Annotated in this window: 23 protein-coding genes; 12 read left to right on the top strand and 11 right to left on the bottom strand. The window is 41.1% G+C overall.

What is annotated here, in order from left to right:
* Positions 1-3: 3 nt before the first annotated feature.
* From dapB to N6A79_RS03005, 6 genes are all read right to left on the bottom strand, one after another.
* Complete coding sequence (gene dapB, locus N6A79_RS03030; RefSeq protein WP_182418847.1) at positions 4-810, bottom strand: 4-hydroxy-tetrahydrodipicolinate reductase; 807 nt, start codon at positions 808-810, stop codon at positions 4-6.
* An 86-nt stretch (positions 811-896) separates the two neighbouring features.
* Positions 897-1901: a glucokinase gene (glk, locus tag N6A79_RS03025; RefSeq protein ID WP_268546932.1), complete on the bottom strand. Its 1005-nt coding sequence runs from the start codon at positions 1899-1901 to the stop codon at positions 897-899.
* Positions 1902-1927: 26 nt separating this feature from the next.
* The gene (mepA, locus tag N6A79_RS03020; protein ID WP_442784268.1) at positions 1928-2839 is read right to left on the bottom strand and encodes a penicillin-insensitive murein endopeptidase; all 912 of its coding nucleotides are present in this window, start codon (positions 2837-2839) and stop codon (positions 1928-1930) included.
* 157 nt (positions 2840-2996) lie between these two features.
* Positions 2997-3857, bottom strand: coding sequence for an SDR family oxidoreductase (locus tag N6A79_RS03015; protein WP_268546930.1), 861 nt, complete (start codon positions 3855-3857; stop codon positions 2997-2999).
* A complete protein-coding gene (gene queG / locus N6A79_RS03010; RefSeq protein WP_268546929.1) occupies positions 3854-4993 on the bottom strand; it encodes a tRNA epoxyqueuosine(34) reductase QueG in 1140 nt (379 codons plus the stop codon). Before queG ends, N6A79_RS03015 begins: the two co-directional genes overlap by 4 nt.
* Positions 4974-5666: a glutathione S-transferase family protein gene (locus N6A79_RS03005; protein WP_268546928.1), complete on the bottom strand. Its 693-nt coding sequence runs from the start codon at positions 5664-5666 to the stop codon at positions 4974-4976. Before N6A79_RS03005 ends, queG begins: the two co-directional genes overlap by 20 nt.
* Positions 5667-6083: 417 nt before the next feature.
* Between N6A79_RS03005 and N6A79_RS03000 the strand changes: the two genes are divergently transcribed.
* The 3 genes from N6A79_RS03000 (at position 6084) to modD (ending at position 8811) form a co-directional block, all read left to right on the top strand.
* Positions 6084-6890, top strand: a complete 807-nt coding sequence (locus tag N6A79_RS03000; protein WP_268546926.1) for an undecaprenyl-diphosphate phosphatase — start codon at positions 6084-6086, stop codon at positions 6888-6890.
* Positions 6891-7115: 225 nt separating this feature from the next.
* The gene (locus N6A79_RS02995) at positions 7116-7742 is read left to right on the top strand and encodes an SH3 domain-containing protein (protein WP_182418840.1); all 627 of its coding nucleotides are present in this window, start codon (positions 7116-7118) and stop codon (positions 7740-7742) included.
* 220 nt (positions 7743-7962) lie between these two features.
* A complete protein-coding gene (gene modD, locus N6A79_RS02990) occupies positions 7963-8811 on the top strand; it encodes a ModD protein (protein ID WP_268546925.1) in 849 nt (282 codons plus the stop codon).
* Between the two features lie 25 nt (positions 8812-8836).
* On the opposite strand, the gene modB is transcribed toward modD, so the two are convergent.
* Together modB and modA are read right to left on the bottom strand one after the other, a co-directional pair.
* Positions 8837-9538, bottom strand: coding sequence for a molybdate ABC transporter permease subunit (modB, locus tag N6A79_RS02985; RefSeq protein ID WP_268546924.1), 702 nt, complete (start codon positions 9536-9538; stop codon positions 8837-8839).
* A gap of 4 nt (positions 9539-9542) precedes the next feature.
* Positions 9543-10274, bottom strand: a complete 732-nt coding sequence (modA, locus tag N6A79_RS02980) for a molybdate ABC transporter substrate-binding protein (RefSeq protein ID WP_268546923.1) — start codon at positions 10272-10274, stop codon at positions 9543-9545.
* Between the two features lie 65 nt (positions 10275-10339).
* Here modA and N6A79_RS02975 point away from each other — a divergent pair, with 65 nt between their 5' ends.
* Positions 10340-11215: a sulfate/molybdate ABC transporter ATP-binding protein gene (locus N6A79_RS02975; RefSeq protein ID WP_268546922.1), complete on the top strand. Its 876-nt coding sequence runs from the start codon at positions 10340-10342 to the stop codon at positions 11213-11215.
* A 34-nt stretch (positions 11216-11249) separates the two neighbouring features.
* Here N6A79_RS02975 and N6A79_RS02970 read toward each other — a convergent pair whose 3' ends face one another.
* On the bottom strand, positions 11250-11627 hold the full coding sequence (locus tag N6A79_RS02970; RefSeq protein ID WP_268546921.1) for a DUF4260 domain-containing protein: 378 nt from the start codon (positions 11625-11627) through the stop codon (positions 11250-11252).
* Between the two features lie 106 nt (positions 11628-11733).
* Positions 11734-12057 carry an Imm40 family immunity protein gene (imm40, locus tag N6A79_RS02965; protein ID WP_268546920.1) on the bottom strand — a complete coding sequence of 108 codons (324 nt, stop codon included), beginning with the start codon at positions 12055-12057 and terminating at the stop codon, positions 11734-11736.
* Between the two features lie 223 nt (positions 12058-12280).
* Between imm40 and N6A79_RS02960 the strand changes: the two genes are divergently transcribed.
* The 3 genes from N6A79_RS02960 to N6A79_RS02950 all read left to right on the top strand — a co-directional run bounded on the left by N6A79_RS02960 (position 12281) and on the right by N6A79_RS02950 (position 16280).
* Positions 12281-14062, top strand: a complete 1782-nt coding sequence (locus tag N6A79_RS02960; protein ID WP_268546919.1) for an SLC13 family permease — start codon at positions 12281-12283, stop codon at positions 14060-14062.
* Positions 14059-15198 (top strand): FUSC family protein, encoded by a 1140-nt coding sequence (locus N6A79_RS02955; RefSeq protein ID WP_268546918.1) that lies wholly within the window; start codon positions 14059-14061, stop codon positions 15196-15198. The genes N6A79_RS02960 and N6A79_RS02955 overlap by 4 nt, the downstream gene beginning before the upstream one ends.
* Before the next feature lie 107 nt (positions 15199-15305).
* Positions 15306-16280 (top strand): tetratricopeptide repeat protein, encoded by a 975-nt coding sequence (locus tag N6A79_RS02950; protein WP_268546917.1) that lies wholly within the window; start codon positions 15306-15308, stop codon positions 16278-16280.
* 216 nt (positions 16281-16496) lie between these two features.
* Here the strand turns inward: N6A79_RS02950 and N6A79_RS02945 are convergent, their stop codons facing one another.
* Entirely contained in the window at positions 16497-17237 is a 741-nt protein-coding gene (locus N6A79_RS02945) for an OmpW/AlkL family protein (protein ID WP_182418830.1), read from the bottom strand.
* Between the two features lie 352 nt (positions 17238-17589).
* Here N6A79_RS02945 and N6A79_RS02940 point away from each other — a divergent pair, with 352 nt between their 5' ends.
* From N6A79_RS02940 to N6A79_RS02920, 5 genes are all read left to right on the top strand, one after another.
* Entirely contained in the window at positions 17590-18105 is a 516-nt protein-coding gene (locus N6A79_RS02940; RefSeq protein ID WP_268546916.1) for a GNAT family N-acetyltransferase, read from the top strand.
* 176 nt (positions 18106-18281) lie between these two features.
* Positions 18282-19274, top strand: coding sequence for an ArsR/SmtB family transcription factor (locus tag N6A79_RS02935; RefSeq protein WP_268546915.1), 993 nt, complete (start codon positions 18282-18284; stop codon positions 19272-19274).
* Between the two features lie 79 nt (positions 19275-19353).
* Complete coding sequence (gene metF, locus N6A79_RS02930; RefSeq protein ID WP_268546914.1) at positions 19354-20259, top strand: methylenetetrahydrofolate reductase [NAD(P)H]; 906 nt, start codon at positions 19354-19356, stop codon at positions 20257-20259.
* Positions 20260-20415: 156 nt separating this feature from the next.
* Complete coding sequence (locus N6A79_RS02925) at positions 20416-21156, top strand: pyridoxine 5'-phosphate synthase (RefSeq protein WP_268546913.1); 741 nt, start codon at positions 20416-20418, stop codon at positions 21154-21156.
* 393 nt (positions 21157-21549) lie between these two features.
* Positions 21550-23469, top strand: a complete 1920-nt coding sequence (locus N6A79_RS02920) for a potassium transporter Kup (protein ID WP_262079823.1) — start codon at positions 21550-21552, stop codon at positions 23467-23469.
* Positions 23470-23524 lie beyond the last annotated feature (55 nt).

Genomic DNA, 23524 nt, shown 5'->3' with positions numbered 1-23524 from the left:
GTGCTAAGCTTCAAGCCCCAACACATCAGCCATAGAATAAAGGCCATGCGGCTTGTCTTGCGCCCAAAGTGCAGCTTTTATTGCCCCACGAGCAAAAATTGAGCGATTTTCGGCAATATGCGATAAAACAATGCGTTCGTTTTCACCCGCAAATATAACTGAATGTTCACCAATTACTGTGCCACCACGCAAGGCGGCAAAACCAATTGTGCCCGCTTCACGCGCACCAGTAATACCATCGCGGCCACGCACACTTACTTCGTTTAAGTTTTGCTCGCGTCCTTTTGCTGCGGCATCACCCAATAAAAGCGCGGTACCTGATGGCGCATCAACCTTTTTACGGTGATGCATCTCCACCACTTCAATATCAAAGTCATCTATATCTAAGGCTTTTGCTGCTTGCTTGACAAGGCTTGCCAAAAGATTGACCCCAAGGCTCATATTACCGGATTTAACAATCTTTGCATGGCGAGAAGCCGCTAAAATAGCCGCTTCGTCTTTTTGTTCAAATCCCGTTGTGCCAATAACATGGACAATGCGCGCTTGTGCTGCAAAGCCAGCATAAACAAGACTAGAAACAGGTGATGTAAAATCGATAACGCCATCAACTGCTGCAAAAGCTGCCAATGCATCATCGGTTATTTTTATGCCATTTTCTTCCAGTCCAGCAAGAAGCCCTGCATCTTTGCCAATAAGGTCGGAACCACTACGCTCAATTGCAGCGCCAAGCTCTGCGCCGTCAATTTCGTTAATTGTGCGAATTAATTCGCGCCCCATACGCCCACCGGCACCAACAACTGCAAGCCGCATTAAAATCTCCTTTAACTCATCTATTCTATAATGGACTTTAGCCAGAAAGAACGCAACTATCAAAAGAGAAAACATGCAAATTTATTTTAAGAAAAATAATCAATATTCACTAAATAATCCTTTGGATTTTTAGCCAAACCTGCCATGCCTGTTAAAGCAGAATTTGAATCCTTTATGATAAAAATTGGCATATCCTGCATCAACCATTGATGGGGAGCTTTGTTTTCAAATTCATCACGAAATATACTTTCATCAAGCAAAGGCAAAAGCCGTGGTACAATGCCACCGCCAATATAAACGCCGCCCTTTGCCTTAAAAATAAGTGCAATATTGCCAGCAATACGCGCCAACCACTTTAAAAACAAATCTATCGCTTGCCGTGCCAAATGATTATTATCATGTAAAGCTGCATGGCTGACCTTGTCGGCAGATGTAAAACCAATCACAACACCATTCTTTTTGCAAAATGCATGATATATGGCTAAAAGCCCACGCCCACTTAAAACTTCTTCTGCGGTTAAGCGCCCTTCAAGTAATGGTAGATATTTAAAAAGCGCAAATTCATCTTCACCCTTTAAAGGAAAATCGATATGCCCACCTTCACCAGCAATTGGTAAATATTGCCCTTTAAATGAAATAAGCCCAGCAACACCAAGGCCTGTACCTGGACCTAAAATTGCCCGCGATGCATTGCTTCCATGTATTTTACCGCCAATTTGCTGCAATTGTGCAGCTGGTAAAACTGTTGTGGCTAAAGCCTGTGCCTCAAAATCATTTAGCAAACATATGGCTTTTAAATCCAAACTTTTGGCCAAGGCTTGTTTATCAATAAACCACGTGGAATTAGTGAGCTTTGGTGCCACCCCATCAATTGGCCCTGCCCAAGCAATGATGAGTGTTTTAGGAGATTTTTTAAGATGAGGTAAAATATTACGCTTAATCGCCTGATCTATATTATCAAAATCAGCAGTTTTTAAACTATCAAACAACAAAAGTTCACTTGCACTATCTGTTAGATAAGCAAAGCGCGCATTAGTGCCGCCAATATCGGCAATTAAAACAGGAAAGATAATTGATTTTTCCTCGTGCATTTTACCTCACTCAGTATGTTATTTATCTATTCATTAAGCAGGGCAGCGCAAGCTTTTGGTAAGTCAGATACCATCATTTCTTTTGGTTGCTCTTCTTCCTCTGTCGGCTTTTTAGGTGTTTTGGGTACCCAAGGCTCATCAGTAAACCACCATGCTAAAGCAGAACCACAGCCATCACCCTTGGGTACTGGCGGCTGCGAAACACAAGCAGGAGATCCAGGTTGGCATTTTAACCGAACATGGAAATGCCAAATATGCCCCCAATAAGGGCGCACTTTGCCAAGCCATGCACGGTCGCCCGTTGCTGTTTCACAAAGCTGCTTTTTAATGCCAGGATGCACAAAAATACGATCGACTAGTGGGCTAGAGGCGGCATCCCGAATGAGAAAACCATGGGCAGGTGTCCATTTTTTGGGGTCAACATAAAGGCTTTTACCTTTAAGCATAGATACGCCTTGCATATTTTCACGTTCTTTAGCGCTTAATTTACGCGCTGGCATTGGCATCAACCAAATATCGGCATCCATACCAATTTGATGCGAGGCATGGCCTTGCGGCATTGGCCCACCACGTGGCTGTGAAATATCGCCAATTAATAAACCGCGCCAACCATCTTTGGCGGCGTCACGTGATAATTGCTGCAAAAATGCAATTGTCGTTGGATGTCCCCAATTGCGATTGCGCGACAAACGCATAACTTGCCAATTGGGGCCATCAATGGGCATCTGCATTGCACCTGATAAACAGCCTTTGGAATAAAACCCAATCGCCTTTGGCTCACCGCCTGTTGGCGTTTTTTGGGCGCTGAAAGCTTGTTTTGCAGGCTGATCAGCTTGTGCAATACCTGCATAAGAAAGACCAAACAGACTTAGGCTACATAAAGCCAGATAAAATTTAAAACTCTTTTTCATGCTGCCGCCTTTCTTAATTAACCGCATCATTTGCAACAAGCTATACCGCTTTTTTGTTGCAAATCTATTTTTACCTAGCGCATTTTGCGAACACAAAACCGCTTACGCACTTTTGTTGCAAATGTATTTTTAATTAACGCATTTTGCGAACACAAAACCGCTTACGCACTTTTGTTGCAAATGCTTATTCCCTTTCCCAACTATTATCACGCCACATGCCATTAAGCGCATCGCGATAGTTTGGATATTTGAAATCATAACCACTTTGTCTTAATTTTTTATTGGAGACAACCTTGTTATCGCCATAAAAAGAGCGTGCCATGGGTGACAAATCTGCTTTTTCAAAGGGTACTTCAACCGGCGGCTCAACCCCCATAATTTGAGCTGCATAAGTAATGACATCTTGCGGTGGTGAAGGCTCATCATCTGCAACATTAAAAATGCCGCCTAAATGATGTTGTGCAAAATAGTGTAAAACACCGGCAATATCATTACTATGGATGCGGCTAAATTTTTGCCCAGGCTTAATAATCCGGTTAGCTGTGCCATTTTTAAGCTTATTAAAGGCATTGCGGCCAGCACCGTAAATGCCGCCCAAACGTAAAATTGCAACCTTGGCATTAAGTTTTTTGCCCAAGTCAAGCCAATTTTGCTCAACTATAACCCGCATTTCATTGCGTTCCGTCGTTGGCTTGCAACTGCTTTCTTCATCAACCACATTGCCTTGATGGTCACCATAAACGCCAACGGTTGATAAATAGCCAATCCATTGCAATTTTGGTAACAACACATCAATGTCTTTAACTTGTAATACTGGGTCGCCTGTTTCATTGGGCGCCGCAGACACGATAAGATGGGTGGTGTCGGATAATTCTGCGATAATTTCCGCGCTTAAATTGACGCCATCAAAAATATAGGGCTTTACGTTAGCATCTTCCAAAAGCTCGAATTTACCAAATTTGCGCGTTGTACCTGCTACCGCTTCTTTATTTAGCTTTGCAAAAGCTCGTGCGCTAAATCCTGCACCAAAAATAAAAAACTTCATGACATTATTCCCCATTCAATTTTAACCATATCATCATTTTCTTGGCGCATGTGCAATTGACGAAGGCCATCAAATTCGTTTGATGACATAAGTTCCTTTAATGCCCAAACAGCCATAGAGCGGACAAGAACATCACCATCATTTAAATGCGCCTTAATATCCTCAATAAATGTTCTATCATTGCTATTACCAGCTGCCAATAAAACATTGCGAATGAACCTATTTCGCCCAATGCGTTTTATTGGTGAGCCCGAAAAAAACTGGCGAAAATTCGCATCATCAAAACCAAGTAAAAACCGCAAATCTGGTTCCATAAGTTCTGGCCGTGCTTGCAATTTAATCTCATTGGTGTGTTGGGCAAACTTATTCCATGGGCAGGCCGCTAAACATTCATCGCAACCATAAATACGGTTACCAATGGCTTTACGAAATTCATGCGGGATTTGCTCTTTAAGCTCAATCGTCAGATAAGATATGCAACGGCGTGCATCTAATTGATAGGGAGCTGGAAAAGCATTGGTCGGGCAAGAATTAAGACAGGCTTTGCAGGAGCCGCAGCGGTCAATTTCGGCTTCATCAACGGGCAGCTCAAGGGTTGTAAAAATAGAGCCTAAAAACAACCAAGCACCAAATTCGCGGCTAACAAGATTGGTGTGCTTTCCCTGCCAGCCCAGTCCTGCAGCAACAGCCAAAGGCTTTTCCATCACTGGTGCGGTATCTACAAAAACCTTAACCTCACCACCAGCGCGTGACGCGAAACGCGACGCTAGTTGTTTAAGCCGTCCTTTGATCAAATCATGATAATCACGATGGCGAGCATAAACGGATATATTTCCCTTATCTTTGCTATTTGCATCCAAGCGTGGATCATGCTCTGGTCCATAATTAACCCCCAGCATAATGACAGAACGCACTTCTGGCCAAAGATTTTGTGGGGATTGACGCCGTTCCAGTGTCTCTCTCATCCAATCCATATCGCCATGATAGCCACGCTCAACCGCTATCTTTAAACGATCACCGGCATCAAGTACCGATTTTGGATTAGCAATGGCAAAAAGGTCAAAACCATGCGCCTTTGCTTCGCTAGCAATAAATTGTTTAAGCTTTACAGCCTTATCAAAAGTCAAGGTCTGCATAATGAGCGACCGGCATAAGACCACGAATGCGATCATTTAACAATGGACGGAAAGACGGGCGAGACTTTAAGCGAGCATACCAATCACGCGCGGCGGGATAATGGCTCCAATCAATTTCGCCCATATAATCAAGCACCGATATAGAAGCAGCTGCAGCAAGATCACCATAGGTTAGCGTATAGCCACCAATCCAATCACGCGTCGCGGCAAGCCAATCCAAATATTGCATATGGGGGCGAATATTATTACGTGCGTTGCGCAAAATGGTCGAATCAGGTGCACCACCACCTTGGGCAGTGGTCATTTCACCCTTATAAACTCGTTCACGAACAATATGGATAGTGGCCTCATTTTCAAACTTATTTAAAAACCAGTCAATGACGCGGCGCACTTCGGCGCGTTCTAATGGATTTTGCGGAAAAAATGGTGCGCCACGATTAAAAGTACCGCGCGTTTCATCAAGATATTCGCAAATGACTGTTGCACCACAAATAGCAACTTCGCCTTCTGCAAGCAATACAGGTACAGTACCAGCCAAGTTTAATGCTTTGAATTCACGGCGATTTGCCCATTCATATTCTTCAATTAAATTGGTAGCAACCCCATATTCATTAAGAATAAGGCGGATAAAGCGCGAGGCAGAAGACATGGGATGTTGAAAAAGCGTCAGCATATGCGGCACATTTCGTTCAATTGCAAAAACCTGATTTCAAATTATAGGAAATAAAGCAAATTACATAAAATATTATTTACTTTATTTTGTACTTCATTAACATATTTCAATAGACCAAGCCAAACATGGCTTTGAATTGATCAAGCCAAACATGGTTTTTTATAAGCAAAGCCAAACAGTACCAACAAAGGCATTGCCGCAAAAATTACATTACCCAAAAATACATTGCCAAAAAAATACATTACTTGTGCATAATGACTTTTAGCGAAAACGTCTAGCCAAACCAGTTATAATAAATTAGTTACTAAATAAATATTTTTTAACGCCTTGTTTTATTTTAATGTCTTATAAAGCCAATATATAGCTTTTACCAACCAACGTCATTTAACATTTTACCTTTGCACCAATAGGCTCACTATGGATCTTTATCAAATTTTTAATTCGTTTTTCCTAGGACTTATTGAAGGATTAACTGAATTTATTCCCGTTTCTTCAACTGGCCACCTTATTTTAATTGGCCATTTTTTAGGATTTAACTCTCCACAAAAAACCTTTGAGATTCTCATTCAACTTGGCGCTATTTTAGCAATTTTAACCGTTTATTTTGGCAAGCTTGCATTTATTGCCCGCAATTTTACTAGCGATGCTAGCGTGCGCCGGTTTGTCCTTGGTGTTTTATTAGCCTTTTTACCAGCTGTTTTTATCGGCTTTGCTTTACATAGCGTTATTAAAACTTATCTTTTAGCCTCGCCTTTATTGGTTTGTATTTCGCTGATTATTGGTGGCGTAATTCTTTTGGCTGTTGATAAAATGGACCTTAAGCCCCGTTATGATGATGCAACAAAATATCCCCTTGGCATGTGTCTTGCAATTGGCTTTTGCCAGTGCCTTGCAATGATACCGGGCGTGTCGCGTTCTGGCTCGACAATTGTAGCCGCGCTGTTAATGGGAGCCAATAAGCGCTCAGCTGCCGAATTTTCATTCTTTTTAGCCTTGCCTACCATGGCAGGAGCTTTTGCGCTTGAGCTATTTAAAAGCTATCGCGATCTCACATTTAATGACGGGCTATATATTATAATTGGCTTTGTTGTCGCCTTTATTTCCGGCGTTTTTGTTGTCCGCCATCTCCTTGATTATGTATCACGCAAAGGCTTTACGCTTTTTGGCTGGTGGCGCATTATTGTTGGTGTTTTAGGGCTTGCCGCGCTTATGATTTGGTCTTAGACTAAAAGAACATCCTATTTTTAGTTTTTTTTACTAAATGACAGTTTATCGCGGGGGCTTTAGCATCATTAACCATTCATCTAAAATCTGCTAATAGGATAGCATTGTTACAAATATCAACGCGCTGTTGTGAAATAAAATATTGTAATAGCAAATCATAATGGCGTAATTTTTTTGGCCATCAAGGTCATTATCAGCTGCTTTTGCAGCTTAGGATGGTGTATCATGAAAAGGTTTTTAAGTTCATTATTAGTAAGTATTTTCTGCCTTAGTGCTGGCACTGCACTTGCTGCTGATGCCATTACGACTGGAAATGTGAATTTGCGCAATGGCCCAAGTACACGTTACCGCGTGCAAGCAACGCTACCAGCTGGTTATCCAATTAATATTAGTCAATGTCGGGCTAATTGGTGCTTGATCAATGCGGGTGGCTATAGTGGCTGGATTTCAGCCCGTTATATTGCTTATCGGGAAGCAAGACAACCGGTGAGACCTTATGTGCAAAGCCCGGCTCCTGCAGTTGCAATGCCGTTTATTATTGGTGGCTATGATAATTATTACTATCGCAATCGCCACCGCAATTATTATCGCCATCATTATCATCGGCCACCACCGCCTCCAGTCTATCAACGCCCACCTGCAAATTTCCATCGGCCACCTCCTGGATTTCATCGGCCTCCACCAGGGTTTAATAGGCCTCCGCCACCGCGCCCCGGTGTTCAAAGACCACCACAGGGTTACCAAAGACCGCCGGTAAACTATCAACCGCCACAAAGTTACAAACGGCCTATACCAACCTACCAAAGACCACAGCCAAGCTTCAGAAGGGCTCCAAGTCTGTATCAGCAGTAGAGGCGTCAATCAGGCTGTTTTAATCTCAACGAAATCTTACCTAGCCGCATAACAATTCTATATTATAAACTAGGTAAGGTTTTAAATAATTATAAAGCACTTAGCTTAATTACGGAAAATAAGCATTGGCTGCATTTTAGGTTTTGCAATAATTATTTTTAAAAAAGCAAAAGTAATTGAGAATTTTAACAATAAAAAAACTGGCCACTAGAGGACAAGCATGATTTTCCTAACTGATGATACACTGCTATCCTTACTTAATGATGATTGTCCTTATGGTGATATTACCACCCATGGCTTAGGTGTAAGTAATGTTAAAGCACAAATAACTATGTCAGCACGACATGCTATGACCTTATGCGGCATAGAAGAAGCTGCGCGTATGTTTTCGTTGAAAAATATTGAAACAACTTTGTTTTATAAAAGCGGGGATGAGTTAGCAGCTGGTGACGTGATATTAACGGCTAGTGGTCTAGCCGGTGCTATTCACGAAGTATATAAGGTTGCACAAACTTTTATGGAAATTTTATCTGGCATAGCGAGCGCAACAGCAAATATTGTTAAAGAAGCCAAAGCCGGCAATGCTGATTGTCACGTGACATGTACACGCAAACATATGCCGGGCGTTAAGAAAGCGGCATTAAAAGCTATTATTTGTGGCGGCGCAAGTCCACACCGTTTGGGACTCTCTGATTTCGTTCTTATTTTTTCAGAACATCGCAATCTTATGCTGCCAAATATTAGCCTTGAACAATACATTGCTGATTTACGCAATGCCGCACCAGAGCGTAAAATCGCTATTGAAAGCAACAATGTTGAAGAAGCGTTGGAATTTGCAAAAGCTGGCGCGGATATTATCCAGATGGATAAGGTAAGCCTTGAAGATATCACCCAATTAAAAACAGCTTTTTTAAGCTTTAAAACCCCTCCTCTACTATCTGCTGCAGGCGGCATAAATACGCAAAATGCGAAAAGTTTTGCGCAGGCAGGAGCAGATATTATTGTAACCTCACAGCCTTATTATGCACCTCCAAAAGATGTGAAGGTAGCAATCCATAAAGCCTTGTGAAATATTGGGAAACATAATATTAAATTTAATGTTTTTGCAAATCACTGCGTGTGAAAATGCGCATTAATATAAATATCAGCATGGAAATAACTGCAAGTAGAAGCGACAATGCCAAGGCGCGATCATAGTCTGTATTGAAAACGGCATTATAAATTTCTAATGATATTGTATTGGTACGGCCTAAAATATTACCGCCAAGCATGAGGGTTATGCCAACCTCACCCATTGCGCGGGCGGTTGCAAGGATGAGGCCTGCGATAAATGCACCTTTTATATTGGGTAAAATTACGAAGAAAAACGTGGCCAAGCGGCTATGTCCAAGCGTGTAGGATGCTTCGCATAGGCTTTTTGGTAGATTTCGGATTGCAGCCTCAACCGGTTTTACGACCAATGGCAGACCAGCAATGACGGAAGCTAAGATCACGGCCTCAATCGAAAATATCAAATTGATAGAAAATACATTGTTTAAAAATTTGCCGATATAACCATTGCGCCCTAGCAATAAAAGAAGAAAAAAACCAAGAGCCATAGGCGGAAAAATAAGCGGCAGCGTAATGATGATATCAAGCAGAGTGCGCCCAAACCACTTTTTTTGTGCCAATGCCCAGCCAAGGAGCGCCCCTAAAATAAGGTGACAAAAAAACGTAGCTATAACGACGCGTAAGGTTAAAATTGCCGATTGAATGACGCTTGGATCGGCAATTTCATTGATTAGATTAATTAGCAATATCTTAAAGCCCGTAGCGTTTTAAAATAGATTGGGCAGCTTGGGTTTCTAAAAACGACGAGAACTCTTTAACTACTTTTGTTTCTGCATGGTCTTTGGTTACTGCGCAGCTTATCTTGATTGGTGTATAAAGTTTTTGGTCAACTTCGATAAAACCGCCAATTTTATCGCCAGCGCCTAATGCATCGGTAGCATTGATAAAACCTGCATCAACATCACCGCTCACAATATAGCTGGTAACTTGCGGAACACTAGCAACAGGCAGGATTTTATCATCTACTTGCTTATCTAGCATAGAGTTTTGTAAAAATTCTCGTGCTGCCATACCATAAATTGCACTTTTTTGATCTGCAACGCCAATTTTTGTTATGTCGGCTGCTACAATATCCTTAGTATCTTCAATTTTAAGCCCCTTGCGGAAAGCCAAAACTAATTTACCATCACCAAGCGGTAGCATTTTTGAAAATTCAACATTCTTGGCGGCTTTTAATACGCTTTCATCGCCACAAGCCAATGCAACATCTTTATTTTCTGATGCTTGCGTAATAATCTGCCCCATATGTCCATAAACTTGGTCCAATTTTATGCCGCTTTGCTGCTGAAATTGGGCTGCAAGTTCAGTTATTGGCTTGCGAAAGCCACCGGCTGAAGCGATAATGGCATTATCTGCAAGCGCAGCGCTGCCAAAGCCGATGATGGTGGTCATTGCAATAATAGAGGTCAAAAGTTTACGCATATTAATTTCCTTCATTCGTATTTTAGCTCTATAACATCGTCAAATATCGTTGTATAGTTAAACCTATGAACGCTTTTAAAAAATTTATTGATATTAGTCTAGTTAAGCCGCTGATGGGTGCCGAAGGCGCATTTGACCTTAATGTGGATATTGCCATTTTTGAGCGACAATTTGTTGCTTTATGTGGGCCATCAGGAGCAGGAAAAACCAGTCTTTTACGGCTGATTGCCGGCTTGGATAAACCGCAGATTGGCCAGATTGACGCCCAAGATGATATTTGGTTTTCAAGTCAGCGGCAGATTAATAAGCGGGTACAAAATCGCCATATTGGCTTTGTTTTTCAAGACTATGCGTTGTTTCCCAATATGAGCGTACAAAAAAACCTTTATTACGCCATTAAGGAAAAGCATAAAAAGAAAATTGCCTTAGATTATCTAGCCTTAGTGGGCTTGGAAAATTTGGCTCACGTCTATCCGTCACAATTATCAGGTGGGCAACAACAACGCCTTGCACTTATCCGTGCCTTAGCCAGCAAACCAAAACTCTTATTACTTGATGAGCCTTTGTCGGCGCTTGATCCACATATGCGTCTATTTTTACAAAGTGAAATACGGCGCTTACATGATTTATTTGAAACGACAACCATTATGATTAGCCATGATAAACAAGATATTATTTCAATGGCTGATCGCATTGTGGAATTAAAAGCTGGAAAAATTGTCACGGATCAAGATTTAAAGGATTATCGCCAAAACAAGGTACATAACAAGCTGGAAATGATAGGTGAAATTTTAAGTCTTGCTGATGAAGATGGATTTGTTATTGTTAAAACATTGGGGCAAACTATCAAACAAAAAATTGATAATTTGCCCCAAGGCTTTAAAAAAGGTGATGTGGTTCAACTGTGCTGTGATCAATTAAAGTTCAACGCAGCTGAATAAATATTAGTAGGGCCGCTATCGTGCTATTGATCCCCTATTGTTTAACACCACCAATTTTGCCCAAATGCGTATCTTGAAAGCCTGTTGGATATTTCAAACCATAGCCAAGGACACGATCAAATTCGATATGAGCCGCCCATATTAAGCCGATGGATAATAAATTTTGATTATCTATTGCTAGTCCAATGACAACCAATATAACCGCAAAAATTGTGGTATGAAATAGGTTATAGATAGTACTGCCGATCCCGCGCGAAACTTTATAAGCAATAATCGAAATATCGGGTACAAAAAATAAAATAGCGAAAAGCAGCCATGAACCTTGCATTTTCCAATAGATAAATATCACTGCGACTAAGAAAAATAATGCCTCGATGCGTAAAATATGATTAGGCTTGTTAAATGAAAACATGGATAAATACCGAATGTGAGAAATATATTAAATTTACCGATATTATTAAAAAATTAAAAAATAATGACAGCTTGAGCCATGTCTTCGTTAAAAACCTATTTGATATTTATTGTTTGGGTACAAGAAGAAAGCTATATTTTGCATAAATTGGGTTAGAGACAAATTTTATCGCCGCATTTATGCTACGCTCAAAATATTCTTGATCACCTTCACCAACTTGGCGATCGACCGACCAACTATCGCCATTGGGATTTATCTGACCGTTAAGATAAGTATCACCACCCAATATGGCTATATTATTTTGTTGAATCTCTTCAATCGCAGTGAGGCACTGGATTTTGGTGAAAACCCAATTATTTATACCTTTATCGTGCAGAGAAAGCCCTTTTTCAAGAATGGTGGTTATTATTTCACGATGTGAAAAATCCATCTTTTGTCTTTCTAGTGCAATTTAATTTACAATGACATTACGAATCTTGTTAAATTATTGTTTATATTTATTTTAATGGTGTCTTTTATGTTTTTTTAACGAAAAAATATATGTGCAAATCATATTTTTATGATCGTTTAATTGTAAAACTTAGCTACTCAATACCATTGAATAGTTTATAAATGCCCAAAATGGCGATTAACGCCAAAAGGAATAAACTCTCATGACGCATCAGCAAATTTTTGCCTTTTCAATTATCGGTTTGATGATGTTCTTTTTCATTCTCGACCGATTTCGTTTTGATGTTGTGGCAGTTTGCACATTACTTATTGCGGTAGCCGTTGGAATTGTACCTGTCAGCGGTGAAAATGGTGCTTTTTCTGGGTTTAGCGACGATATTGTTATTATTGTCGGCAGTGCTTTATTGGTAAGTGCTGGTGTTGCGCGATCGGGCATTATGGAAAACCTCATCCAACGTTATTGGCATGATACCGGATCTGTAAGGATGCAATTGGCTTTTTTGGTCATTGTTGTTACCATTCTTTCAGCTTTTGTTAAAAATATTGGTGCTTTGGCAATTATGCTGCCGGTAGCTTTCCAATTTGCGCGTCGCTCAAACGTATCACCGTCAATATTTTTAATGCCAATGTCTTTTGGCGCTTTGATGGGCGGCCTTATGACGCAAATTGGTACATCGCCCAATGTGGTTGTTTCGCGTATTCGTGAAAATATGACTGGCCAGTCATTTTCTATGTTTGATTTTACGCCTGTTGGCGCAACCATCGCACTTGGTGGCTTTATTTATCTTGTGCTTTTTTATTGGATTTTGCCGGTGCGTGGTCGTAGCGAAGTTCCAAATAGCGAAGCCATTGAAATTCGTGATTATGTTTCTGAAGCAGAAATTGTTACGGGCTCGCCCTATATTGGTAAAACCGTTTCTGAGGTTTTGCGTCCCGTTACCGGCAGTTTGATGTTGTTACAAATCATTAGAGGCGGAAAAAATATTGCACCACTTCCTGATACGGTCTTAGCTGAAAGTGACATTATCATCGTTGAAGGCAGTCCCAAAGCCCTTGATATTTTGATTAATACCGGCAAACTGTCATTATCTACGGGGCGGCCTATTCCAGAAGGCGATAAAAAACAAGAACTCGATGTTATTGAGGCGGTGATTACTGATAACTCGCCGCTTATCGGTATTTCTGCCAAGCGCCTTGCACTATTTGACCGCTATGATGCCAATCTTCTTGCGGTAAGTCGCCAGCGCGAGCGTATTCGTGCCCGCCTTGGTGAAATATCTTTTCGCCTTGGTGATGTTATTGTCTTGCAAGGACGAGAACACCTATTACCTGGCCTTTTACGTGATTTAAAAGTTTTGCCGCTTGCCAAGCGTAATATTAATATAGGTAGCTTGCGCCGTGGGCTTATTCCATTGCTTATCTTACTATTGGCAATTATGGTTACAGCTTTGCAGCTTGTGCCAGTCGCTATCACTTTTTTTGCCGCGGCAACCGCCATGGTTGTTTTTAGGGTTATTCCAGGTCGCGATATTTATAAAAGTTTAGATGGGCAAATATTAATAATGCTTGCCGCGCTTATTCCAGTCAGCCAAGCGCTAGAAACCACGGGCTGCACCAAATTGATTGGTGATTGGCTTTCTTATTCTGCAGCCTCGTTACCACCTTTTGGTGCGCTTGCATTAATTTTGGTTGCTGCCATGTTGGTGACACCTTTCTTGAATAATGCAGCAACGGTAATGGTAATGGCACCAATTGCATCAAGCTTTGCAACGTCACTCCATTATAAACCGGAGGCTTTTTTAATGGCAGTTGCTATTGGTGCAGGGTGTGATTTTTTAACCCCCATAGGTCATCAATGCAATATGCTGGTTATGGCACCAGGAGGATATAAATTTAGTGATTATCCGCGTCTTGGGCTACCATTGTCATTTTTAATCCTCTTGATTTCAGTACCGATGCTAATGTGGGTTTGGCCATTACAATGATTGGACTTGAACATTTAAATCGCCGTCTAAAGCTGGCTTGGTCGCAGGCACGCGCCAATTGGGTAGACGCTGCGCTTGCTGGTATTGCTGCGGGTATATCTTGGTATATTTCACAGCATTGGCTTGGGCACTCTCATCCTATTTTTGCGTCAATGTCGGCACTTATTTGTATTGCTCCAGGGCTTACCAACCATGGCAAACAAGCTATTTATGTATTGATTGGTGTTCTAACTGGCGTTTTTGTTGGTGAAATGACCCTTTTATTACCGCCAATGGCAATTGAATTGCGCATCACTATTGTAGCCTTTTTGGGATTGCTTATTGGTTCTGCCTATGCAGTTGTTCCCGCTATTATTATCCAAGCGGGCGTTTCCTCGGTTATGGTGCTCGCAATGGGTGCGGAAGTTGCGGGTTTTACGCGCGTTATTGATGTGATGGTTGGAACTGGAATTGGTTTATTATTTAGCCAAGTGCTTTTTACGCCCGACCCCATTAAAGCCCTTCGCGCCTCGGTTGAACGCTTTTTTCGAGAGCTTGCCAATAATTATACTTTAGCCGCCAATGCCCTGGATGAAGGCAATGTTGCGGCAGCCGTAAGCGCTTTAAAAAGCTGTTCACGCACCCATATCGCTTTGGTTGCCTTAACTGGCGCTATTGATGTAGCGCGCGATAGTGCACGCTGGACATTGCGTGGCCGTATTGCATCGAAACAAGTTACCGCTTTATCGGTGCGTTATGACCAAGCGGCCATTCGTCTTTATGCTGTAACGCTGTTATTTTCTGAAGCTCTTGTCAATGCACTGCGCAAACAAGCCGAGCCACCTCCAGAATGGCTAAGTGATGCTATTCGAGCTGTTGCAGATAATTGTCGGGTATTTTCTGGCGAAGGTGGACATTACACCGATTTTTCAAAGCCTGATCGCTCTATCCGTAGTGAAGTGCCTATTTCTTGGCGCAATTGCGTCAACGATATTGAAATGACCGAAAACACGATTGCACGCTTTTATAAAAGCCGCACACGAAAAGCGCGATTGCAAGCCCATAAGCGCAAGCAAATCCTTGATGCTGTTCGTGCTGAAGTAGAACAAAGCAAAAAAGAAAAATTAATTGCCCTGCAAGGAAAAGCGGAAAAATAGACCTTATATTTTTTAGCATATCACTTTATAATTCAAAATACTTGCGATTGGCGATTATTTAATGACAATATAATTGATAGAAAACCGCATTGTTTTTAAAGGAGTTAATGATGACTGTGATACAAGAACTCCCTGTCAAAATTGAACAGCAAGTTACCGACTTTTTAAGTAAAGCTGGGGAATTGGCGCGTAGTGGAAATATCGCTTTAAGCATAGAATATGGCCTTAAGGCTTGGGATCTTATTCCTGAGCCTAAAGAGACGTGGATGATGTATCCGCAAATAATGTCAATCAATATGGCTAATAAATATGCCAATATCGGTAACTCTGAAGAATTTGCCAAGTGGATTGATATTGCTTTTAAAATGTATCACTCCCCAGAAAAAACAGAACTATATGTTTTAAGTACTGCAGGTGAAGGCTATCTCAAGCTTGAAGATTATGAAAAAGCCTACCAAGCATTTCATCGCACATATGAAATATACGGCAAAGGTGCTTTTAGAGGTGCAGATTTAAATCACTATAAATTTATGATTTATTATGAAGGTGAAAAGCAAAAAGCGACTTTGGATAAAAATGCAATAAAAGCCTATCTTATTGAAAACGGCTTAACATCAAGCGCAAAAACTCCAGAAGTGGTTGATGAATTGGACGAGGACGAGTTGCCTGATGATATTTATGAAGAAGTAGAAAATCTATCAGGGCAAGGGCAAGAGTTATTTGATAACAAGCAAATAGATGCAGCTATTGAAAAGTGGCAGCAGGCATTGAGTTTATTACCAGAGCCGCGCCAAAAATGGGAAGCAAGCCTATGGCTTTACGCAGCATTGGGTGACGCTTATCAAAGTAAAGGCGATCATCAGGAGGCACTATCATATTTTGAACGCGGCTATCAGTCAGCGGAGGGCTATTTAAATCCCTATATTCTTTATTCAATAGGTACGAACCTATATGATTTAAACCGCAAGGATGAAGCAACCGATTATTTGCTGCGCGCTTATATGTTAGAAGGCGATGATATTTTTGACGAAGATGGCGAAATATATTTAAACCATCTTAAGGAAAAAAAGCTTATAAAATAGTGCGTTACAAACAGTATACTCGCTAGTGTTTAGCTCATGTACTGTATCATTGCTTTTAGTTTATTAGCCGACATGATTAAAATTGTGCGATTATTTTTAGTTAAAAAAACGCTAAAAAATACAAAAGGGAGTGTTTCAAAGAAACACTCCCATTACTAACTTGATGATTAGCCCCCACATTTCATCAAGCTATAATGCAATATTGCAAAGCAATAATTAGAAGCGATAGGTGACACCAGCGCCAATCAACCATGGGTCAAGCTTGGCTTTACCACTAATATGTGGATCAAGACCAAGTGCGCCAGCTGTTGCTGCATTTAAGCGGCCGTTCCAATCAGGACGCAAATAAAGTTTTTTGACATCCATGTTGAAGCCCCAATGCTTGTCGATCATATAGTCGAAACCAACTTGCAAGGCTGCGCCCCAAGTATTTTTAACATTGAAGTCAGAAAGACCAATACCAGCATCATTTGCATAGCCTTTTTCTTTATAGAAGAAGGTGTAATTTACACCAGCACCAACATAAGGCTTAAAGTTGCCAAAATTGGTGAAGTGATATTGCAATGTAAGTGTTGGAGGCAAAATCCATGTCTTACCAAGACGACCCGCACCAGCTTCTTTTAACGAACGACGGCTATCTACTTTAGAAAATGTTGTACCAAGAATAAGCTCGGCAGCAAAATTATCTGTAAAGTAATAAGTGATGTCAAGTTCAGGAATTACTGTATTAGAAAAACCAAGGCCTGAGTTGTCAATCTGGCTAACGTGACCTTTGTTTTGTGGAACAACACCCAAAGCGCGAACGCGGATCTGCCATGGGCTTAAAGCCTCTTGCACAACCGGAGCTGCATCATATTGTGTTGGTTGTTGACTTACAACATCGGCAGCAGATGCCGAGGTAGAAAAAGCCGCTGTAGCTGCTATGGCCAGAACACTAGCACCAATCCACTTTTTCATTTTTCTCTCCGTAAAAGTGCAATTAACATGATTAATCAATGCACCCTTTACGCCCTTAGTTCATTGATTGAAATCAAATTATTTGGAAAGCTAACGTTATCATCGTTAGATATTGGGGCTTGTTGCTTACTTGCAACATATTAGCTTTACCTCAATATTTGTAAATATTTTATACCTTGCTTTTTTTATGGCTATTTGAATTTTTTTTGCTAATAATAACTTTATTGGGTTTTCACTCTATTTGCATTGGAAAAATTTTTGACTGGTTTTATGATTCTTAACCGACGAAGAACAGTGGTTCGCCTTTAAAGGCAGGTTTTGTCGCGTTTTTTATTTACCAGTGGAATTTTCAATGACATTTGCAGAGCTTACCTATGCGCAGGAAAATGCCGCGCATCAAGATATAATCGAACAATTGAATGCAGAAGCTTTTGGTCCTTCGCGTTTTACACGTGCAGCCCATCTCATTCGCGAATCTGGTGGGCATGATTATTCTCTTTCCTTCGTGGCATTAAAAGATAATGAAGTTGTCGGTACAATACGGCAAACACCTATTTATATTGGCCAAAATTTAAGCCTTTTATTAGGGCCGATTGTTATTTCTCCAAGTCTTAAAAGTGCAGGCATTGGCAAGTATTTGATGAATTTGGCAATTGATGCTGCGCGATACGCTGACTTTCCATCAATTCTATTGGTGGGTGATGAACCTTACTATGGTCGCTTCGGCTTTAAAAAAATACCTCAAGGGCGCGTTATTATGCCAGCCCCAGTTAATCCGGATCGTTTATTGGGATTAGAGCTTGCCCCCAGCAGCCTTGTAGATATTGCCGGTATTGTTCGCCACAAAAATTGCTTGAAACTCATTTAGCAATATTAAAAGGGCGTTGTTAGGAAAAATTTAAGCTCATTAATGATGCGTCCTTTGTTTATCCAAACTATATAAATCACACTATTAATGAATTAAAAAGCTAGACAAGACATAAACATATCTTTATATCTATTTTATCACTCATACTGGGTGACATTTTAATTGGAAATAAAAATATGTCGAATCTTGATCTTGCTGCAATGGTTGAAATGCTAAAAGCTGCGTCTGAAGCAACGCGCCTGCGCATTTTGGCGGTTTTATGCCAAGGTGATTTAACAGTTTCTGATTTGACACGTATTCTTAGTCAATCGCAGCCTCGGGTATCACGACATTTAAAGCTGTTGCAAGAAGCTGGGCTTATCATTCGTTATCAAGAGGGCGCATGGGCTTATTTTCGCCTTGCTGATGATCAAATGCGCATGACAATTACTCATGCAATTCTCAATCATCTTAACCATGGTGATCATATGTTAGAAAGCGATCAGCATCGGTTAAATCAGGTTAAAGAAGAACGCAACTCCTATGCTGCTTCTTATTTTTCTGCAAATGCTGCCCTGTGGGATAAGCTGCGCCTGCTTCATGTGCCGGATAATGCCGTTGAAGCAGCGATGAGAGAAATAGTTGGCGGCAAGACATTTCAATCCATGCTTGATATCGGTACTGGCACTGGATCAATGTTGAAATTATTTGCTGACTTATACCTGCGCGGTGTCGGTGTTGATAATAATCGTGACATGCTTGCTATTGCGCGTTCTAATCTTGATTTGGCGGGCATTACGAATGCGCAAGTACGACAAGGCGATATTGCTGCCTTACCCGTTGATAAGGAAAGTTTTGATCTTGTTACCATTCATCAAGTCTTACATTTTTTGGATGATCCACAAGCTGCAATTCGGGAAGCTGCAAGAGTTATGCGCCCCAATGGTCGGTTAATTATTGTGGACTTTGCTGCCCATGATTTGGAATTTTTGCGCACCGATTATGCGCATTTAAGACTTGGATTTTCTGATGAGCAAATGAAAACATGGATCGACAAAGCAGGATTAGAATTTGTTGATAGTGTAGAGTTTGAGCCTAAGGATCGCCAAAAAGGCCTAACGGTTAAATTATGGCTTGCAAAGGATCCGCGACTTTTGATGGCTGAAACGGTTTCAACATTAACCGCATGATAGGCAAATATATTTTTTAATGCGGATTTATTTTAATTTCAAATGGCCCAAAGGCCTTAACATTGTAGGAGAGTAGGCTATGGCATCTTATGGGTTGTCCCGCCGTAATAATATTGGCGAGAATCTCAAAGTTTCTTTCGAATTTTTTCCACCCAAAAGCGAAAAAATGGAAGAAATGCTATGGCAAACAGTTGAGCGGCTTGCCCCATTGCTGCCAGAATTTGTATCAGTAACCTATGGTGCAGGTGGTTCAACCCGTGAGCGTACGGCGCGCACTGTTGAGCGGATTATTAACGAAACGGGTCTTACAACTGCGGCGCATTTAACCTGTGTTGACGCTACGCGTGACGAGGTAGATCAGGTAGTACGTGAATTTGCTGCCCTTGGCATTCGACGCTTTGTGGCGTTGCGGGGCGATCCAGCTAATGGTATTGGCGGCACTTATGAGCCAACCAAAGGCGGATATTTTAATGCCGCTGATTTGGTTGGTGGTTTAAAGGCCATTGATCCAGATTTTGATATTTCGGTGTCTGCCTATCCAGAAAAACATCCAGAAAGTCCAGATTTTGCAACCGATATTGAATTATTAAAACGCAAAATCGATAATGGCGCGACCCGCGCGATTACGCAGGCATTTTTTGACAATAATTTATATGAAAGCTATGTTGAAAGAGTGAGACGTGCTGGAATTTATATCCCAATTTTACCCGGCATCTTACCTATTCATAATTTTTGGCAGGTGAGGAATTTTTGTTCACGCAATGGCACTCATGTGCCAGATTGGCTTGCTCAGCGCTTTGAAGGATTGGAAAATGACCCAAAAACTCATGGCCTTGTTGCAGCCGCAGTCGCCGCTGAGCAGGTGGTTGACCTTGTTGAGCGTGGTATTACCGATTTTCATTTTTATACACTAAACCGTGCCGATCTTGTTTATGCTATTTGCCACCTTATCGGCATTCGCCCCAAGGTTAAAAAAGAGATTTAATATCTTCATTTAAGTGCCCATCTTAAAGGTGGGCACATTAAAGTGATTGCATTTCCTATTAAAAACCATGCTATAAATATTTATCTGGTTGTTTTTTGCGGTTAAATCTATAATCTTTCAAAAAACTTTTGTACAATTTTAATATGGTTTTATAGTATGACGAAATTATCGGTTAATCTTAATGCCATTGCTCTATTACGCAATCGGCGGGATTTGCCTTGGCCAGACCTTTTGCACTTTGCCCGCATTGTTTTAGATGCTGGCGCTGTTGGCATTACGGTTCATCCGCGTCCCGATGAGCGTCACGTGCGATTTAGCGACCTTAAAGACATCCGTAAATTATTGGATAATGACTATAAAGGCCGTGAATTTAATATTGAAGGCTACCCAACTGATCATTTTTTAGGTTTAGTTGAAGAAAATGGTGCAGACCAAGTAACTCTTGTGCCTGATGCGCCACAGCAATCAACATCAGATCACGGTTGGGACTTTGAGGCAAATGCCGATCGTCTTGCACCCATTATTGCGCGACTCAAAAAGAATAAAATTCGTATATCACTTTTTGCCGATCCTGAACCCAAAGGACTCGATATAGCCGCTAAATTAGGGGCAGATCGGGTCGAGTTTTTCACAGGCCCATATGGTGCAACTTTTAACGATGAAAAACAGCAAAAAATAGAGTTGCAACGTTTACAGCAAGCATCTGAAACTGCTAAACAAAATGGTCTTGCAATTAATGCTGGCCATGATCTCACCGTTGCTAATTTACCACCATTGATAAAGGCAGTACCTTACATTGCGGAAGTATCAATTGGGCATGCCCTTATTGCAGATGCGCTAGAATATGGTATGAATATGACTGTGAAGCGCTTTATTGACGCTATGTCACAGCAATAAATTGAGGCATGGTGATTATTATTCAAACGAATTTTGCCTCGGCGTAAATGTTTATAGATGCCGAGACATTGGAAAATAAAAAATAATTTTGGAAAATGAAAAATGGTTGCGGAATTTAGATACCGCATTTATTGTTAAATTAAAAAGAGTTTAGTTTTTTTAGCAAAAGATTGCTATTTTTAAAGATCAACAAAGGTAGTTTAGGCATAGCCTGATATTGAGAACTATCGGAAAAGAGATAAGGCGATGCAAGTAAGCTTGGCAAATATGTCTAGTAGAGCTTGAAGAGGCTTTTTAAAAATGGGCTTAGCCTGTGAAATTTTATTTCCCCCTATATTCAAAGTAAACCTTAATGGCGTTTATGCCTCATAAGGTGTTGAAAGGAATCCAGCAATGGCTGATCTGCAAACGGCAGATGTGTCTTCTGATGACTTGACTGAAGAAACAAACGACCATTCGAAAGAGAGTTTTCGTCTCTTGCTGCTTGGCGCAATTGGTGTTGTTTATGGCGATATCGGTACCAGTCCGATTTATGCTTTCCGTGAAGCGCTCCATGCCGGCGCCGGAGGCAAGGCAATTGCCAGCGAAGATATTTTTGGGGTTATCTCCCTTATTTTTTGGGCGTTAGCCCTTATTGTCACGGTTAAATATGTTATTTTCGTTTTAAGAGCTGATAATAATGGCGAAGGTGGTATTTTATCATTGATGGCCTTGGCGCGTACTGGATTTAAACATCATGGTGGCTGGGCGCTTGGTATTGGTATCATAGGTGCGTCATTGTTTTTTGGCGATGCGGTAATTACGCCGGCAGTGTCGGTGCTTTCAGCGATTGAAGGCATGGAAATTGTCGCACCAGATCTTGAGCCAATTATTGTGCCGTTGACCGTTGTGGTATTGTTGGCACTTTTTGCCGTGCAGCGTTTTGGTACGGGGCGGGTTGCGGTTATTTTTGGCCCTATTACCCTTGTATGGTTTTTGGCCCTTGGTTTCTTTGGCCTTATTCATATTGTTGATGATTTATCTATTTTGCAAGCTTTATTACCTTGGCATGGTGTTGCTTATATTTTTAATAATCCGGCAACATCTTTTGCCGCGGTTGGCGCGGTATTTTTGGCGGTAACGGGTGCGGAAGCCCTTTATGCTGACCTTGGCCACTTTGGTAGAAAGCCAATTGTTGCGGCTTGGCTCTGGGTGGTTTTCCCATGCCTTATCCTTAATTATTTAGGGCAAGGTGCATTTATTTTAAGCCATGGGCAAGCCGCTGCCAATCCATTTTATCAAATGTTACCAAGTTGGGCATTAGTACCAATGATTTTAATGGCGACAATGGCAACTGTTATTGCTAGCCAAGCTGTCATTACTGGTGCTTTTTCTATGGCGCGCCAAGCTGTACAATTAAATATTTTGCCACGTTTGGAAATTTTGCACACATCTGAAAAAACCCTTGGCCAAATTTATATGCCAAGGATCAACTTCATTTTGGCAATTGTTGTGATCGCATTGGTTATCGGTTTCCAAAAATCCACCAATTTGGCAGCCGCCTATGGCATTGCCGTTACCGGTAACATGCTTGTAACGACCGCCCTTCTTTTCATTGTAATGACCCGTATTTGGAAATGGAGCCTGCCAGCTTGTGTCGCGTTAACAGCTTGTTTCTTGACAATAGATATTTTGTTTTTCTCGGCTAATATTATTAAAATCCATGATGGTGGCTGGGTATCAATCGGTCTTGCGCTGATTGTTTGTGTGGTTATGTGGACTTGGGTGCGTGGTACGCGCAACTTAATGAAGAAGACACGCAAAAATGAAGTAGAACTTGAGGTTATTATTGATAGTCTTGCAAAAAGCCAGCCAACTATAGTCTCAGGTACTGCAGTTTTCTTGACCGGTGATCCCAAAACCGTGCCCACCGCGCTTATGCATAGCTTGAAGCATTATAAGGTCTTGCATGAAAATAATGTTATTCTTACCGTTAAAACTGCTTCAACGCCGCGAGTTAGCCGAGTTGATCGCGCAAGGGTTTCGCAATTTAACGAACGTTTCATGCTAGTAGAACTAACCTTTGGTTATATGGAGCAGCCTAATATTCCACGCGCTTTAGCATTATGCCGTAAGCTTGGTTGGAAGTTTGATATTATGACAACATCATTCTTTGTATCACGTCGTTCTATCAAAACAGGTAGCAAGCCTGAAATGCCGCGTTGGCAAGAAAAATTATTTATCAAGCTTGCTCGTGGTGCCTCTGATGCAACAGAATATTTTCAAATTCCGACCGGCCGTGTTGTTGAAATTGGTACGCAAATTACAGTGTAACCTTTAAAAATCAAAGGCGTTTTAGCAAATTGCTAAAACGCCTTTTCGTGAATGC

The sequence above is a fragment of the Bartonella sp. HY761 genome (assembly GCF_026743145.1).
Taxonomy (GTDB): domain Bacteria; phylum Pseudomonadota; class Alphaproteobacteria; order Rhizobiales; family Rhizobiaceae; genus HY038.
The sequence above is the reverse complement of the archived record's forward strand: the minus strand, read 5'-3'. Positions and strand labels throughout refer to the sequence as shown.